The organism is Acidimicrobiia bacterium, assembly GCA_040880805.1.
Taxonomy (GTDB): Bacteria; Actinomycetota; Acidimicrobiia; order IMCC26256; family DASPTH01; genus DASPTH01.
The window spans coordinates 55,855-70,358 of the sequence record JBBDHW010000056.1; the positions used below are offsets into that span (position 1 = coordinate 55,855).

Here is a 14,504-nt window from a genome sequence, read left to right on the forward strand (position 1 = left end):
CGCACGGCGTGCGCGCCGCGATCCTCGACGCGGTCGAGGCAGCCACCCTTCGGTCGAGGGAAATGGGACGTCGTTCGTGACGCGCCGCCCGAAGTCGCGGCTCCCTCCCAAGCTCCCCGACCCCGCGCGCGACCGGACGCCGGCACCGCCGAAGGCGCCGTCACGGCGCGAGCGTCTGAAGGACGCTCACGTCGCCGGACGCAGCGCGCGCTTCTTGCGCGACGACGTCGTCCGAATCATGCGCGCGCTCGTGCGTCGCGAAACCGGCGCAACACTCGGACTTCCTCCGTTCGCGGAGCTCACGATGGACCAGGCCGCGGCTGCCGCGGAGCTGGTCTTCGGCTGGGATGGCGACGGCCCGCGCGCGCGCATCGACCCTGCGCGCACCGTCGATGGCTTCACGGCAGCGTGCGCGCGCGTGCTCGAAGTCGCTCGTGGTGGTGGACGAATCGCGTTCGCGACGGGGAGACCCGCGTCGCTGCTCGGTCTCCATCGAGCGCTGCTCGGCGCCGCGTCGGCTGCGGGCGGCGAGGTGCTGCGCGCGACCGAGTCGGGCCCGATCGACGCGCGCGACCGCCGGATCTGGTGGGTCGACGGCGTAGCCACCGTCAGCGACGGCGAGAGCCTCCTCGCCGACGACTCGACCGCCGCGGCGGACGAGCTCCTGTTCCTGCTCCCCCGGCCGGACCTGCTGGTCGGCGACCGCGCGTTCGCCGGCACGGCCGCGGGGTCCGGTCTCGAGGTGGTTGCGTTCGCGGGCCTCGACGCGATCGCGCTGGCCGTCGCCGCCTGGCGGGGCATGGCCGTCCGGGTCGTCCCGCTCGATGAACACCGCCCCCCGCAGGCGTACGCCCCGCTCCTGGAACTGCTGGAGGAAGCGGTACGCGCGCCCCAGCCCGACCCTGTCGTCCCCGACCTCGTCCGTCCCTCGGATCCCTTTGGGTCACGGACGGGCCGTTAGAGCGTCTTTTGCAACACGGGCCGCATGGGCCTACGCTCACCACCGCGGTAGCGGGACGGGAATGGAAGGGGTGAGCGGGTGGCGCAGTCTTTCGCCACGGCGCGGTTCCTGACGGTGCAGGAAGTCGCCGATCTGATGCGGGTCTCGACGATGACGGTCTACCGGATCATCAAGTCGGGCGAGTTGCCCGCGGTGCGCGTGGGACGGTCGTTCCGCGTGCGCGACGTCGACGTCGACACCTACCTCGGCTCGCGGTACACCCAAACCGGTTGACGCGCGCGGCGCACGTTCGCGCCGCCATCTGTGGAATCCGATGCGGCGTTCGCGACGCACGCGCGTAGCCTCGAGCCTCAGTGCTGATCGCATTCGCGTCCGACTACGGCCACGCTGACGAATTCGTCGGCGTGTGCAAGGCGGTGATGCTCGGCATCGCCCCCGACGTGAGAATCGTCGATCTTGCGCACGACATCCCGGCCCATGACGTTCGCGCCGGCGCGTTGCTGCTCGTCCGAGCCGTGCAGTACCTGCCCGAGGGGACCATCGTCGTCGCCGTCGTCGACCCGGGCGTCGGAACCGACCGGCGGCTCCTGGCAGTCGAGGTCGAGGGTGGCGTGCTCCTCGGGCCCGACAACGGCCTCCTGGCGCCGGCCGTTGCCATGGTCGGCGGTCCTGTACGCGTGGTCGAGCTGCGGAACCCCGAGTACCAGCTCCCCGCGCCGGGCCCGACCTTCGCCGGCCGTGACGTCCTGGCCCCAGCCGCCGGACATCTGGCCGCGGGTACCGACCTCGCGGAGCTCGGACCCGACGTCGACCCTGCGGGCCTGGTCCCCGGCATCGTCGGACTTCCCGACATACAACCGGGCGGGGTGATTGCCGGCGAGGTGTGGTGGGTCGACCGGTTCGGGAACTGTCAGCTCAACGTCGACCCCGAAGCACTCGAAGCCGCAGGGACGGGGCCCGGCGGGCGCGTCGAGGTGCGTCTCCCGCGTGAGGTGCGTGCCGCCCGTTGGGTGCACACCTACTCCGACGCCAAACCGTCGGAGCTCGTGGTGCTCGTCGACTCGTACGGGCTGCTCTCGATCGCCCTCGACCGCGAGTCCGCCGCCGCCGCGCTCGGACTCCGTGCCGGGAGTGCGGTGACGCTGGTGCCGGAGGGTGCCACGCTCACGCTCACCATCGAACCCGAGGAACAGCGATGAGGCGAGGTACCACCATCACGATCATCGTGCTCCTCACCCTCATCTTCGCCGCCGCGATGTCCCAATTCTTCCTCAGACTCGGACCCTGATTACTCGCTCCCTCGCTCGCCGGGATCCGGGGAGACCTGGATGAACTGGCCGCTCACTCGCTGGCGAGCTCCACTGCGCTCCTTCGTCGCTTCGTGTCGCCGCGTGCGCGTCGAGATCGGGTTCGTCGGCGCCGATCACATACGAGGGTGGCGCGCCGAGCAGTTGTCCGTGCGGGTCGAGGATGTGCAGCGACCCGTCGTGACGGATCTCGAGCGTCCAGGCCGCCTTCGTGGACGAGGAAGTGGTGGTACCAACACAGATTCACGAGGTCGGGCAGTTTCGTGGGACCGAGATGGGACCCGTGGATGCCGTGATGGCCGGCGAGATATAGCCGCTCGTCACATCCCGGCCAGCGGCACGTGGTGTCACGGGTGCGCAGCGCCCGTCTGATCGCAGGCGGGATGGTGCGGGTCATCTCCTCCGTCACCTCCCCGCTCATCCATCCGTGCCTCCCAGGCCCGATACGGGGAGGTGATCGAACGTCTGCTCGATCACTAGCCCGCGATCGTTGCGGCACAAGGGGTCGATGCGTTCCGCGGAACGCAAACCTGACGGAAATCTGACAGCAGCCGATATCGAGGACGGGACGACCAGCGGTCACCCGAGAAGCAGCACCGTCGAGGACGGCGCGGTCGAGGGCGAGGTTGCTCAGGTCGTCGGCGAATGCGGTCGCGTAGTCGTCCGCCACCGTGTCATAGGTTCTGCGGATCGACTGCCGATCAAACTGGGCCATCGGAAATGAAGTGTCGTCGTTCGCCCAGCGACTGCGATCGGAAATGCGCAGTCCCTGCGTTCCGGGATCCGCGCAGCGAACAATCAGCTCGGGCGGAAGCGGCGAGCGCAGCGAGCGAGTATTCAGGTCCGGGACGCGAGTGCAGGCGGGCTTGGGGCGGGCTGGGAGGCTTCGCGAACATCGGTCACCCGATGTCCACGCCGCCCGCACCCGCGTACCGGAGCATTCGAGCTTCCCCCCGGGGGACGCTCGCGTTGTGCAGATCGGCCGTCCCTCCGGCGGGCTTGAGGAAAATCGACCACTCTCAGTGAGATTTTACCTGAGACTTCAACTGGCAGAGTGCTGGAACACGCGGGCGTCACCACCCCGGGTGGCAGCGAGGAGGAACCCGCCGTAGATCACGGTGATCCCGACGGCCAGGCTCGCGGTAAACGCCTCGTCGTGGCCGATCGCGCCCTGCACGAGGCCCCCGCTCGAGAGCACCAGGGTCCCGAGTGCGATGAGGATGTTGGCGCCGGCGAGTCGGCCGTGCCCCGGAGCGCTCCGGTCCCTTGCGAAGCGCGCCGCCGAGAACACCGCGCCGCCGATGATCACCACGGCACCCACGCCGCTGCCGACGGCGGCCAACACCCGGGGAAGCGCACCGAACACGTCCTTCCCCACCGGGATGTCCGTGCCGTGCACGGATTCCATCGGGACACTGGCCAGCACTCCCGCAGCGAAACCCGAGAACACGAGGAGGCCAAGCCGGATCCGATGCGCGATCCGGTGTGCAACGAGGAGGTAGACCGTGCCGAGGGCGAGCCAAGGCACGTCGAGGACCGCCCCGAACAGGTAGAAGACCCGGAACGTGCCGTTGTCCCAACCCGTGGCCGTCCCGGTTGTCAGGGCGACCGAGGCGAGGGCGAACATCCCCAACGCCAGCGCCCAGGCGCCGTCCTGCGACCGGTGCTCCTGGGTGTAGCGGACGAGCATCGCCTGCGCGAACAGGGTCGAGACCGCCGTCGCCACGAACGCCAGCGCCACGACCATCAGTCGGAAAGCGTAGGGCGCGCAAACTTCGAGAAAAGATGCACAAGGTCGGTACCCTGGTCCGGAAGGCCGGGGCCACCCGGCCGCCGAGGAGGCAGTCATTCCCGACGCTCGGCGCATCCCGGAGGCGACCGTCGCCCGCCTGCCGCTCTACTACCGGGCGCTCCTCGAGACCGCTGATGCCGAGATCGGCACGGTGTCGTCGGAGCGTCTGGCCGAGCTGGCCGGGGTCAACGCCGCCAAGGTTCGCAAGGACCTGAACTACCTCGGCTCCTACGGCACGCGGGGCGTGGGGTACGACGTCGAGTACCTGCTGCACGAGATCTCGCGCGAGCTCGGTCTCACCCACGACTGGCCGGTTGCGATCGTCGGCGTCGGCAACCTCGGCCAGGCCCTCGCCAACTATCGCGGGTTCGGCGCCCGCGGCTTCCGGGTCGTCGCGCTCTTCGACGCCGACCCGGCCAAGGTCGGACACCGAGTGGGCGACCTCGAGATCGACGCGCTGGGCGACCTCCCGGCGCTCGCACGCGAGCGCGGTGTGGCCATCGGCATCATCGCAACGCCCGCGCCCGCCGCCCAGGAAGTGGCCGACCGCCTCGTCGACGCGGGTGTCACGTCCATCCTCAACTTCGCGCCGACGGTCGTCTCCGCGCCGCCGGGGGTGTCACTCCGTAAGGTCGACCTCGCGATCGAGCTCCAGATCCTGTCCTTCTACCAGCAGCGACGCCAGGCCACGGGGGCCCGCGACGGAAACGGCGCTCGCGTTCGCGCGCGATGAACGGCCGCGCTGCGATCTCCGGCTACCCGGTGAACCTGGTCGTCGACGGGCGCCGGTGCGTGGTCGTGGGCGCAGGTCGCATCGCGGCCAGGAAGATCTCGGCGCTGCTCGACGCGGGAGCCGACGTGCAGGTGATCGCGCCGGACGTGGGCTCCGAAGTGCGCGGCTGGGCCGATGCCGGAAAGCTCGAGCTGGTCGACCGCACGTTCGAGCCCGCCGATCTCGATGGCGCGTGGCTCGCGACCACTGCCACCGGTGATCCCGCCGTCGACCACGCGGTCTTCTTCGCCGCAGAGGAGCGACACGTGTGGGTGAACTCGGCGGACGATCCCGCCAACTGCTCCTTCACGTTGATGTCGGTCGTCCGGCGCGGTGACCTCGTCCTCACGATCGGCACCGGGGGCCGGAGCCCTGCCCTCGCCGCCTTCCTCAAGACACGCTTCGAGGACGAGTTCGGCCCGGAGTACGCGACCCTGCTCGACGTGCTCTCCGACGCCCGGGAAGAGCTCAGGGCCTCGGGGCGTTCATCCGAAGACGTTGATTGGCGACAGGCGCTCGATTCCGGCATGCTCGAATCGATCCGCGCCGGTCGTGTAGATGAAGCCAAGGAGACGCTGCGCGCATGTCTCTGGTCATAGTCGGGCTCAACCACCGCACCGTGCCGGTGGAACTTCTCGAGCGCATGGCGGTCGCGCCTGCGGACCTCCCGAAGGCGCTGCAGTCGCTCGGCCGGTGCGAGCACCTCGCGGAGGTCGTGCTGCTCTCCACGTGCAACCGTACCGAGGTGTACGCGCACGCCACGCTCTTCCACCCTGCGATGCAGGACGTGCGCGACTTTCTCTGCGACGTGTCGGGTGTGGATCCCGACGAGTTCTCCGACCTGCTCTACGCCTACCACGACGACGCGGCAGTGGCGCACCTGTTCGGCGTCGCCGCCGGTCTCGACTCGATGATCATCGGCGAGGGCGAGATCCTCGGCCAGGTGCGCGAGGCATGGCAGGCGGCGGAGCGCGAGGACGCCAGCGGACCGTTGCTCTCCCGTACGTTCCGCCATGCCATCGAAGTGGGTAAGCGCGCCCGTACGGAGACCGCGATCGGTCGTCACGCGGTGTCGGTGTCGTCGGCTGCGGTGTCGCTCGCGAACAGCCACGTCGGCACGCTCGACGATCGCCGCGTGCTCGTGCTCGGCGCCGGTGAGATGGGGGAAGGCATGGCCCTCGCACTCGCGGGTGCCGGCGTGCTCGAGATCGTCGTGGCAAACCGCACGATGTCGCGCGGTGAGACACTGGCGCGCCGCGTGGGCGGACGCGCGATCTCGCTCGACGAGGTGCCCTCTGCACTCGTCGAGTGCGACGTGCTGCTCGTGTCCACGGGTGCCAGCGGTCTGCTCATGGAACGCAGCCAGGTGGAGCAGGTGATGGAGCGCCGCGGCGGACGCGCGCTGCTCGTCGTCGACGTGGGTGTTCCGCGCAACATCGACCCCGGGGCGGGCGAGGTGTTCGGCGTCACGCTCCTCGACATCGACGACCTGCGCGCGCTGGGCGAGCAGTCGCTGGCGCAACGCCGACAGGAGATCGGCAAGGTGCGCGACCTCATCGCGGCAGAGCTCGACCGTCACCGGCTCGAGCGCTCGGCGCGTGAGGTAGCGCCGCTCGTCACCGCGCTGCGCGCCCGCGCCGAGGAGCTGCGCACGCTCGAGCTCGAGCGTTATCGATCGAAGCTGGCCGCGCTCGACCCCGCCGCGCGCGAGGCCGTCGACGCGATCACCCAGGGCGTGGTGAACAAATTGTTGCACGAGCCGACGATCCGCGTGAAGGACGCCGCGGGAACCGCGCGTGGAGAGCTGTACGCCGACGCGCTGGCCGAGTTGTTCGATCTGCCGGAGCCTCCCTCTCCCGACGACCCGTGAAGCTGCGCCTCGCGACGCGTGGGAGCGCACTGGCGCGCCGGCAGGCCGAGCGCGTCGCTGAGCTCCTCGGCGGCGAAGTCGAGCTGGTGATCGTGAGGACCAGCGGCGACCAGCGCACCGACGTGCCGATCCACGAGCTGGGCGGCACCGGCATGTTCGTGAAGGAAGTCCAGCAAGCGGTGCTCGACGGGCGAGCCGACCTCGCGCAGCACTCGGCCAAGGACCTCCCGGCTGTTACCCCTGAGGGTCTCGTGCTCGCGGCGGTGCCCGAGCGCGCCGACGCGCGTGACGCGCTCGTCGGCTCGACGTTCGACGGCTTGCCCGTGGGTGGGCGCGTCGCCACCGGTTCGGTTCGGCGTCGCGCGCAGCTCGCGGCCGCGCGTCCCGACCTGACCTTCGCCGAGTTACGCGGCAATGTCGACACACGCCTCGCAAAGGCAACGCAGCACGACGCCATCGTGCTCGCGGCGGCGGGCCTCGATCGCCTGGGTCTCGGCGACCGCGTAACGGAACGGCTCGACACGACGCTGATGCTCCCGATGGTCGGGCAGGGCGCGCTGGCGGTGGAGTGCCGTGCCGACGACGCGTCGACCCTCGACCGGCTCGCAGCGATCGACGACGCCGACGCCCACACCGCGGTCCGGGCAGAGCGCGCGTACCTCGAACAGCTGGGTGGCGGTTGCTCGCTCCCGTGCGCAGCCTTCGCGACGGTGCACCGCCATCACGTGTCGATCGAGGCACTGCTCGCCGCTCTCGACGGGAGCGTGGTGGTGCGCGCGCAGGCCGAGTCGTCCGACCCGGTGGAAGCAGGCATCGCGGTCGCGAAGACGATCTTCGATCATGGCGGGCGGGAGCTGCTCCGCTCGTGACCGTCTACCTCGTCGGCGCGGGGCCGGGAGATCCGCGCCTCATCACGGTGCGCGGCGCCGACGCTCTCGCGCGCGCCGACGTCGTCGTGTACGACCGGCTCGCGTCAGCTGCGCTGCTCGACCTCGTCCCGCCGGATGCCGAGCTCATCTCGGCGGCGAAGGCGCCGGGCCGGGTCGAGCTCACCCAAGACGAGATCAACGGGTTGCTCGTCGAGCGCGGGCGCGCAGGCACGACCGTCGTACGGCTGAAGGGCGGCGACCCGTTCGTCTTCGGCCGCGGTGGGGAGGAAGCCGAGGCGCTCGCGGCGGCAGGCGTGCCGTTCGAGGTCGTGCCCGGCATCACCAGCGCGATCGGCGCGCCGGCTTACGCGGGGATCCCGGTCACGCACCGCGGGGTGTCGACGCACTTCACGGTCGTGGCGGGTCACGAAGACCCGACGAAGGAACACACCGACGTCGACTGGGGCGCGCTCGCGCGCGTAGGCGGCACGCTGGTGATTCTCATGGGCGCGGGGAACGTCGGAGAGATCGCCCAGCGGCTGATCGACGGCGGGCTCGACCGCGCGACCCCGGTCGCGGCGGTGCGCAACGGCACGCGCTCGGATCAGCAGACGGTGCGGGCCACACTCGCGACCATCGGCGGGGCCGGTGTTCGCGCACCGAGCGCCATCGTCGTCGGTGAGGTCGCCGCGCTCGACCTGGCGTGGTTCGAGTCGCGGCCGCTGTTCGGACGATCGGTCGTGGTCACCCGCGCACGCGAGCAAGCCAGCGAACTGCGAGCGCGCCTGGCTGCACTCGGCGCCGAGGTGATCGAGCTCCCCGCGATCGCGATCGAACCCGTCCACGTCGCGCTCCCGGACCTCTCTGGCTTCGAGTGGCTGGTGTTCACCTCGGCGAACGGGGTGGACGCGTTCTTCGACCGCGGGCTCAGTGCTGTCCGACTCGACGCACGCGCGCTCGCTCCGTTGCGAGTCGCAGTGATCGGGCCCGGTACTGAGACCGCGCTCCTGACGCGCGGGATCGTGGCCGATCTCGTCCCCGAGCGATCCGTTGCGGAGGCACTCCTCGACGCGTTCCCGGATCCGAGCACCGCGGGAGCGCGTGTACTCCTGGCACGCGCCGAACAGGGCCGCGACGTGCTGCCGGAAGGTCTTGCCGCGCGCGGCTACGCAGTCGACGTGCTCCCGGTGTACCGCACCGTGCAGGCCGAGCCCGATGCCGAGGCACTTGCACGCGTGCGCGAGGGACGCGTCGACGCGATCACGTTCACGTCGTCGTCGACGGTGACGAACCTCTGCGACCTGCTCGACGCGATACCCGACCCGCAGCCCCTCGTGGTCTCGATCGGACCGGTCACGTCGGAGACAGCACGCGCCCGCGGCCTGCGGGTGGACGGCGAAGCCGACCCACACACGATCGACGGACTCGTGGACGCGCTCGTGACGCGTCTGTCGCGCTGATCAGCGGTCGAAGAGCTCGTCGATCGTGATCGAGAACCCGCGAAGGAGTGGCGACTCGAGGACCGACCCGCGCCCGAGCTCGAGCTGCACGTCGAACTTCGGCGCATCTGGCTTCGACCGTCGGTCGACGGCCACCGTCTCGGAATCGGGGTCGACGAACCACAGCTCCGCCACACCCGCCTGCTCGTAGGCAGCGCGCTTGGGGCCGATGTCGTAGCGCCACGTGGACGGAGACCGCACTTCGATCACGATGTCCGGGTAGTGCGGCGTCAACGAAACGTCACCGGGCGTGATCCGATCGGCCTGCACCCACCATGCGTCGGGTACGAAATAGTTCGGGCCGGTCGACGTCCACCCGCGATTGACGGCCGCCTCACCCGACCCCTTCTCCTCGACCCACTCGGCGAGCCGGCGTGCGAGATGGAAGGCGATGCGGTCGTGCCGAGCCTTCGGTTGGTTCATCACGACTTCCCCGTTGACGAGCTGAGTGCGCGGGGGGAAGTCGCGGGCGAGGAACTCGTCGAGGGTGAGTCGTTCGCTGGTGACGGTCACGGCCACAGCGTAACGCCGGGGTACGACAGCTACCATCGGTGCCGATGAGCTTCCCCGAACGGCGGATGCGACGACTCCGCCGCACGCCCGCGCTGCGGCGTCTCGTAGCCGAGGCGCGCGTCTCGCTCGACGATCTCGTCGCGCCACTGTTCGTGAAGGAAGGCATCGACGCGCCGGAACCGGTTGTTTCGATGCCCGGTGTCGTGCAGCACACGCAGGAAAGCCTGCGCAAGGAAGTGCGCGCGCTCGCCGACCTCGGCGTTCCCGCGGTGATTCTCTTCGGAGTTCCCGCGCACAAGGACGCAACCGGATCCGGCGCCGACGCAGCCGACGGAGTCGTGCAGGTCGCGCTGCGCAACCTGCGCGACGAGGTGGGAGACGAACTCGTGCTGATGGCCGACAACTGCCTCGACGAGTACACCGACCACGGGCACTGCGGTCTGCTCACGCCCAACGGCGAGGTCGACAACGACGCGACGCTCGAGCGGTACGCAGCGATCGCGATCGCGCAGGCCGACGCCGGCGCCGACGTCATCGCGCCCTCCGGGATGATGGACGGGCAGGTCGGCGCGATCCGCGGCGCGCTCGACGACGCCGGCTACACCCACGCCGCGATCCTCGCCTACGCGGTGAAGTACGCGTCGGCGCTCTACGCGCCGTTTCGTGACGCGGCAGAGTGTGCGCCGCAGTTCGGGGATCGGCGCGGCTACCAGATGGACCCGCCCAACGCCCGCGAAGCGCTCGACGAAGCCGCGCTCGACGTCGCCGAGGGTGCCGACATACTCATGGTGAAGCCCGCGCTTCCCTACCTCGACATCGTGCGCGCGCTGCGCGACAGCTTCGACGTACCCGTTGCCGCCTACCACGTGAGCGGCGAGTTCGCGATGCTGAAGGCTGCCGCGCAGCAGGGCTGGCTCGACGGCGACGCCGTCGCCGCCGAAGTGCTGGTGGCCATGAAACGCGCGGGTGCCGACTTCGTGCTCACCTACCTCGCACGCGAAGTCGCCGAACGCCTCTCGTGAGCTCGCTCTACGAGCGGGCGCTCGCGGTGATCCCCGGAGGTGTCGACTCGCCCGTCCGCTCCTTCGCGTCGGTCGGCGGCGAGCCCTTCTTCGTGGACCGGGCCGAGGGGGCGTACCTCGTCGACACCCACGGCCGACGGTACGTGGACTTCGTGCAGTCGTGGGGTGCGTCGATTCTCGGCCACGCGCACCCGAAGGTCGTCGAGGCGGTGCAGCGCGCTGCCGCCGCGGGCACTTCGTACGGAGCTGCCACCGCCCGCGAGGTGGAGCTCGCGGAGGCCATCGTGGCGCGCGTGCCCTCGGTGGAGAAGGTGCGCCTGGTGTCCTCGGGCACTGAGGCCGCGATGACGGTGCTGCGCCTCGCGCGCGGCGCCACGGGGCATTCGAAGATTCTCAAGTTCGCTGGTTGCTATCACGGACACGTCGACGCGCTGCTCGTTGCCGCGGGGAGTGGCGTGGCCACGCTCGGACTGCCGGGCTCCGCAGGTGTCACCGAGGGAACCGTGGCCGACACCGTCGTCGTCGCCTACAACGACGACGACGCGCTCGACGAAGCATTCGCGCAGCACGGCTCCGACCTCGCCGCGGTGATCGTCGAGCCGGTCGCCGCGAACATGGGGCTGGTGCCACCCGCCGACGGTTTCCTCCGACGATTGCGCGACCGCTGTACCGCGGCCGGCGCGCTGCTCGTGTTCGACGAGGTGATCACCGGGTTCAGGCTCGGCCTCGCCGGCGCGCAAGGTGCCTACGGCATCACTCCCGACCTCTCGATGTTCGGCAAGGTGGTCGGCGGAGGATTTCCGCTCGCCGCGCTCGGCGGTCGCGCCGACGTCATGGACGAACTCGCACCGCTCGGAGCCGTGTACCAGGCGGGGACGCTGTCGGGGAACCCCGTCGCCACTGCCGCCGGTCTCACAGTGCTGTCACTCCTCGACCACGACACGTACGCGGATCTCACCGGCCGCGCAACGCGCTTCGCCGACGGTCTGCGCAGCGCGTTCGCGGCTGCGGACACGAAGACCCAGGTCGTGCAAGTGGGAACGCTCACCGGGCTGTTCTTCGCCGATGCGCCGGTGCACGACTACGCGGATGCCCAGGCCGCCGACCACGCCGCGTACGCCCGGTTCTTCCACGCGATGCTCGACCGCGGCGTGTTCCTCCCGCCGAGTGGCTACGAGACGATGTTCGTGAGCCTCGCCCACGGGGACACCGAACTCGAGCAGGTCATCACCGCAGCCCACGAGGCCGCTCGCGGTTAGGGCCCACCTCGGGTTTGTTCGCGCGGCCGGTGGGAGCGGGTTCCGCGTCCAGTGAGCGGGCGTGGGCCAGCTTCGGTGGCTTTGGCGTGCTGGGCACACCGGGTGGTAATAACGTACTTAGCTCACCTACGGGGTTGAATCGGGGGCTGAGGTGGCGCACACTGTCGCGGTGAGCAACGATTCAATGACAGACCTGCGCCGCGGTTCATCAAGGTTCGTGGGCATCGGGGTCGCCCTCTTATGGCTGCTCCCATTGCTAGCGATCGTTGCCGGACTGTCATATCGCTTGTTCGTCTGGGTTGCTGGGATCTAGACAAGCGCCGGAGCGATGTGCGCCCCCTTAGGCCGTCCTTGAGGCGCGGGCGGAACTCAAGTTGCAATGGTGTAATTCCATCCCTGTAACTCAAAGCGCGCGAATTGGTCAGAATTCGCGCGGGAACATGCTTCGTGTGGGATGCTGTTGACACATGTGTTCCCATCCCTCAAGAGCGCCGAGCTGCTCGCGATCCTGATGCGCAAGCCGCTGGACTACGTGGTTGCCCGGCAGAACGGTTCGCATCGGACGATGAAGTCTCCGAACTACCCGACGCTTGGATTTTCGTGGCACGACCGTGCGACGATCCCGCGCGGGCTCGTACGGAAGGTGCTCGTGGAGGATGTGGGACTGACTGAGGCCGATGCCCACAGAGCGATCGACGGGAAGCTGAGGTGACCATGCGAACCGTTCACGTCGACTATCACGAAGAGGACGGTCTGTGGTGGGCCGACTCTCCCGATGTTCCCGGTTTCAGCGCGACCGCGGAAGAGCTTCGGGAGTTGCGGCAACTCGCTCGCGAAGGCATCTACCACTTCCTGGATGAAGTGGTGTTGGTGAGTGACGACACCACTGTGTCCGTCCAAGGCGTGTGCGCCTTCGTGAACATCTCTGCGTCCACGGTGTTCGTTCCAGTGGCCGGCGCTCCCGAGAGTCAGGCTGTCGAGCCACCCGAACTCGTCAACAACTAAGTGCGCGTCGACGCCGCTCTTTTATGCGACTGGGCGACGGTTCGCGAAGGTCTGCTGCATGTGCTCGGCGGCGGCATCACCCGCATATGGCGAACGGAGTACCCCGCCCCACTCGGAGCGGCCGTCGCGCTTCGGATCGTTGTCCATCCCACCGAGCTCGATACGCCGCATGTCATCAGGATCATTCTGATGACGGCGGACGGAGAGCAGATCGCGGAGGTTGTGGCGGAATTCGCAGCCGATCCGTTCCAGGCTGACGACCAGTTGCCAGGCGAGGCAGCGGGCGTCAACGTCGCGCTCCCCATGCCGACCGTCGGACTTCCGGGACCAGGCGCGTATAGCTTCGAGATCCTGATCGACGGCGTCCACCAAGCGTCAGTTCCGTTCTCCGTAGGCCCACCCCCCGTGCAACCCGAAGGTGCCCCATGAGCAAGCAATTCGACAATGCCAATCCGACGCGCGTCACGCTTCGCGTGGAGACGATCACCGAGGACGACGTGAGCGCCACGGAATACAACAACTTCGTTGCATTTACGCGGGCATTGCTAGCCGTGCCGAAGGGCGAAATCGACCGCGCTCGCTCAGGTCAGGCTGTCAATCCAGCGTAGGTCAGACGGCGGCCCGATACCGCGGCCACCACGGTCACGAACCTTCCGAGGTCGTTCTTGCCGCGCTCGTTGAATGTGAACACTCGCTCATCCACGTAGCGGAACAAGTGCGCGGGGTCTGCGTAGACGTAGGTGCCCTTCAAGCCACAAGAGCGCCCAGAAGTTCTCGATTCCGTTCGTGTGCACGCGTCCCTCGACGTAGGTGGCGATGTGGTCGATGGCCGCGTGGTCGAACTCATCGGCGAGCGCCACATACGCGGGGTGCTTGTCCGTGTAGAGCGTGGTACCAGGCTCGACTTGCTCGCGAACATGGGCGCGCAACGTGGCAGCTTTGTTGTCGGGAACGACCTTGGCGCGGACCTTGGACGGCTCCCCGTTATCGCTACGGCGGAGAGCGCCAGCGACGACCGTCTTACCCGACTGCCCGCCACGACGACCCTGGATCTTGCGAGCGCGAACGTCAGCGTGCATGAACTCCGACTTCCCACCCACGAATGTCTCGTCCACTTCGACCTCGCCACTCCCGAACCGGTCGAAGCTCCCGATCTGCATCGCCAGCCGGATGCGGTGCAGGACGAACCACGCCGACTTCTGGCTGATGCCCACTGCGCGATGCAGCTCGTAGGAGCTGATCCCGTTCTTCGCGTTGGCGATCAGCCAGATCGAGCACAGCCACTTATCCAGAGGGATCGCTGAGTCCTCGAAGATCGTCCCGACCTTGACGGAGTACTGCTTGCGGCAGTCCTTGGCCTTGCACTTCCAGAGCCGCCTGGTGGTCAGGTAGGAGTACTCCTGGCAGCCGCAGGCGGGGCAGGTCGGACCGTTGGGCCAACGGAGATTGGCGACGAACTCGACGCAGACCTCAGGGTCTGAGAAGTAGCGGACTGCCTCTACAAGCGTTTTGGGAAGCGGGTTCTCACTCATATGGTGAGTGTACTACTTACGCTGAGGTGAGTCAAGTATGTTATTACCCACCGGGTCGTTCGTGTGAGTGTCATACCCCTTTTGTAGGGTTGGGGGTGTTTCG

17 protein-coding genes and 1 pseudogene are annotated in these 14,504 nt (G+C 68.6%); 14 read left to right on the plus strand and 4 right to left on the minus strand.

Going from position 1 to position 14,504, the window contains the following annotated elements:
* From WD271_15080 to WD271_15090, 3 genes are all read left to right on the plus strand, one after another.
* The coding region (locus WD271_15080; GenBank protein MEX1009147.1) for a phosphatase at positions 1-961 on the plus strand (961 nt) is incomplete at its 5' end.
* A gap of 78 nt (positions 962-1,039) precedes the next feature.
* Complete coding sequence (locus WD271_15085) at positions 1,040-1,234, plus strand: helix-turn-helix domain-containing protein (protein ID MEX1009148.1); 195 nt, start codon at positions 1,040-1,042, stop codon at positions 1,232-1,234.
* A gap of 80 nt (positions 1,235-1,314) precedes the next feature.
* Positions 1,315-2,160, plus strand: coding sequence for an SAM-dependent chlorinase/fluorinase (locus tag WD271_15090; protein MEX1009149.1), 846 nt, complete (start codon positions 1,315-1,317; stop codon positions 2,158-2,160).
* 1,150 nt (positions 2,161-3,310) lie between these two features.
* Here the strand turns inward: WD271_15090 and WD271_15095 are convergent.
* Entirely contained in the window at positions 3,311-4,015 is a 705-nt protein-coding gene (locus tag WD271_15095; protein MEX1009150.1) for a hypothetical protein, read from the minus strand.
* 100 nt (positions 4,016-4,115) lie between these two features.
* On the opposite strand from WD271_15095, the pseudogene WD271_15100 reads away from it, so the two are divergent.
* From WD271_15100 to cobA, 5 genes and pseudogenes are all read left to right on the plus strand, one after another.
* A pseudogene (locus tag WD271_15100) lies at positions 4,116-4,742 on the plus strand (redox-sensing transcriptional repressor Rex).
* 47 nt (positions 4,743-4,789) lie between these two features.
* The gene (locus WD271_15105) at positions 4,790-5,431 is read left to right on the plus strand and encodes a bifunctional precorrin-2 dehydrogenase/sirohydrochlorin ferrochelatase (protein MEX1009151.1); all 642 of its coding nucleotides are present in this window, start codon (positions 4,790-4,792) and stop codon (positions 5,429-5,431) included.
* The gene (locus tag WD271_15110) at positions 5,416-6,702 is read left to right on the plus strand and encodes a glutamyl-tRNA reductase (protein ID MEX1009152.1); all 1,287 of its coding nucleotides are present in this window, start codon (positions 5,416-5,418) and stop codon (positions 6,700-6,702) included. Before WD271_15105 ends, WD271_15110 begins: the two co-directional genes overlap by 16 nt.
* Positions 6,699-7,571, plus strand: a complete 873-nt coding sequence (gene hemC, locus WD271_15115) for a hydroxymethylbilane synthase (GenBank protein ID MEX1009153.1) — start codon at positions 6,699-6,701, stop codon at positions 7,569-7,571. Before WD271_15110 ends, hemC begins: the two co-directional genes overlap by 4 nt.
* Complete coding sequence (gene cobA / locus WD271_15120; GenBank protein MEX1009154.1) at positions 7,568-9,031, plus strand: uroporphyrinogen-III C-methyltransferase; 1,464 nt, start codon at positions 7,568-7,570, stop codon at positions 9,029-9,031. The genes hemC and cobA overlap by 4 nt, the downstream gene beginning before the upstream one ends.
* On the opposite strand, the gene WD271_15125 is transcribed toward cobA, so the two are convergent.
* Entirely contained in the window at positions 9,032-9,583 is a 552-nt protein-coding gene (locus WD271_15125) for a Uma2 family endonuclease (protein ID MEX1009155.1), read from the minus strand. It lies immediately after the preceding gene.
* Positions 9,584-9,621: 38 nt separating this feature from the next.
* Here WD271_15125 and hemB point away from each other — a divergent pair, with 38 nt between their 5' ends.
* The 4 genes from hemB to WD271_15145 all read left to right on the plus strand — a co-directional run bounded on the left by hemB (position 9,622) and on the right by WD271_15145 (position 12,869).
* Positions 9,622-10,605 (plus strand): porphobilinogen synthase, encoded by a 984-nt coding sequence (gene hemB, locus WD271_15130; GenBank protein MEX1009156.1) that lies wholly within the window; start codon positions 9,622-9,624, stop codon positions 10,603-10,605.
* Positions 10,602-11,864: a glutamate-1-semialdehyde 2,1-aminomutase gene (gene hemL, locus WD271_15135; GenBank protein ID MEX1009157.1), complete on the plus strand. Its 1,263-nt coding sequence runs from the start codon at positions 10,602-10,604 to the stop codon at positions 11,862-11,864. Before hemB ends, hemL begins: the two co-directional genes overlap by 4 nt.
* Positions 11,865-12,375: 511 nt before the next feature.
* Positions 12,376-12,576, plus strand: a complete 201-nt coding sequence (locus WD271_15140; GenBank protein ID MEX1009158.1) for a type II toxin-antitoxin system HicA family toxin — start codon at positions 12,376-12,378, stop codon at positions 12,574-12,576.
* Positions 12,577-12,578: 2 nt separating this feature from the next.
* Entirely contained in the window at positions 12,579-12,869 is a 291-nt protein-coding gene (locus tag WD271_15145) for a hypothetical protein (GenBank protein ID MEX1009159.1), read from the plus strand.
* A 21-nt stretch (positions 12,870-12,890) separates the two neighbouring features.
* Here WD271_15145 and WD271_15150 read toward each other — a convergent pair whose 3' ends face one another.
* Positions 12,891-13,040 carry a hypothetical protein gene (locus tag WD271_15150; GenBank protein ID MEX1009160.1) on the minus strand — a complete coding sequence of 50 codons (150 nt, stop codon included), beginning with the start codon at positions 13,038-13,040 and terminating at the stop codon, positions 12,891-12,893.
* 18 nt (positions 13,041-13,058) lie between these two features.
* On the opposite strand from WD271_15150, the gene WD271_15155 reads away from it, so the two are divergent.
* Together WD271_15155 and WD271_15160 are read left to right on the plus strand one after the other, a co-directional pair.
* Complete coding sequence (locus WD271_15155) at positions 13,059-13,298, plus strand: hypothetical protein (GenBank protein ID MEX1009161.1); 240 nt, start codon at positions 13,059-13,061, stop codon at positions 13,296-13,298.
* Complete coding sequence (locus tag WD271_15160; protein ID MEX1009162.1) at positions 13,295-13,477, plus strand: hypothetical protein; 183 nt, start codon at positions 13,295-13,297, stop codon at positions 13,475-13,477. The genes WD271_15155 and WD271_15160 overlap by 4 nt, the downstream gene beginning before the upstream one ends.
* A gap of 87 nt (positions 13,478-13,564) precedes the next feature.
* Here the strand turns inward: WD271_15160 and WD271_15165 are convergent, their stop codons facing one another.
* Positions 13,565-14,401, minus strand: coding sequence for an IS1595 family transposase (locus WD271_15165; protein ID MEX1009163.1), 837 nt, complete (start codon positions 14,399-14,401; stop codon positions 13,565-13,567).
* Positions 14,402-14,504 lie beyond the last annotated feature (103 nt).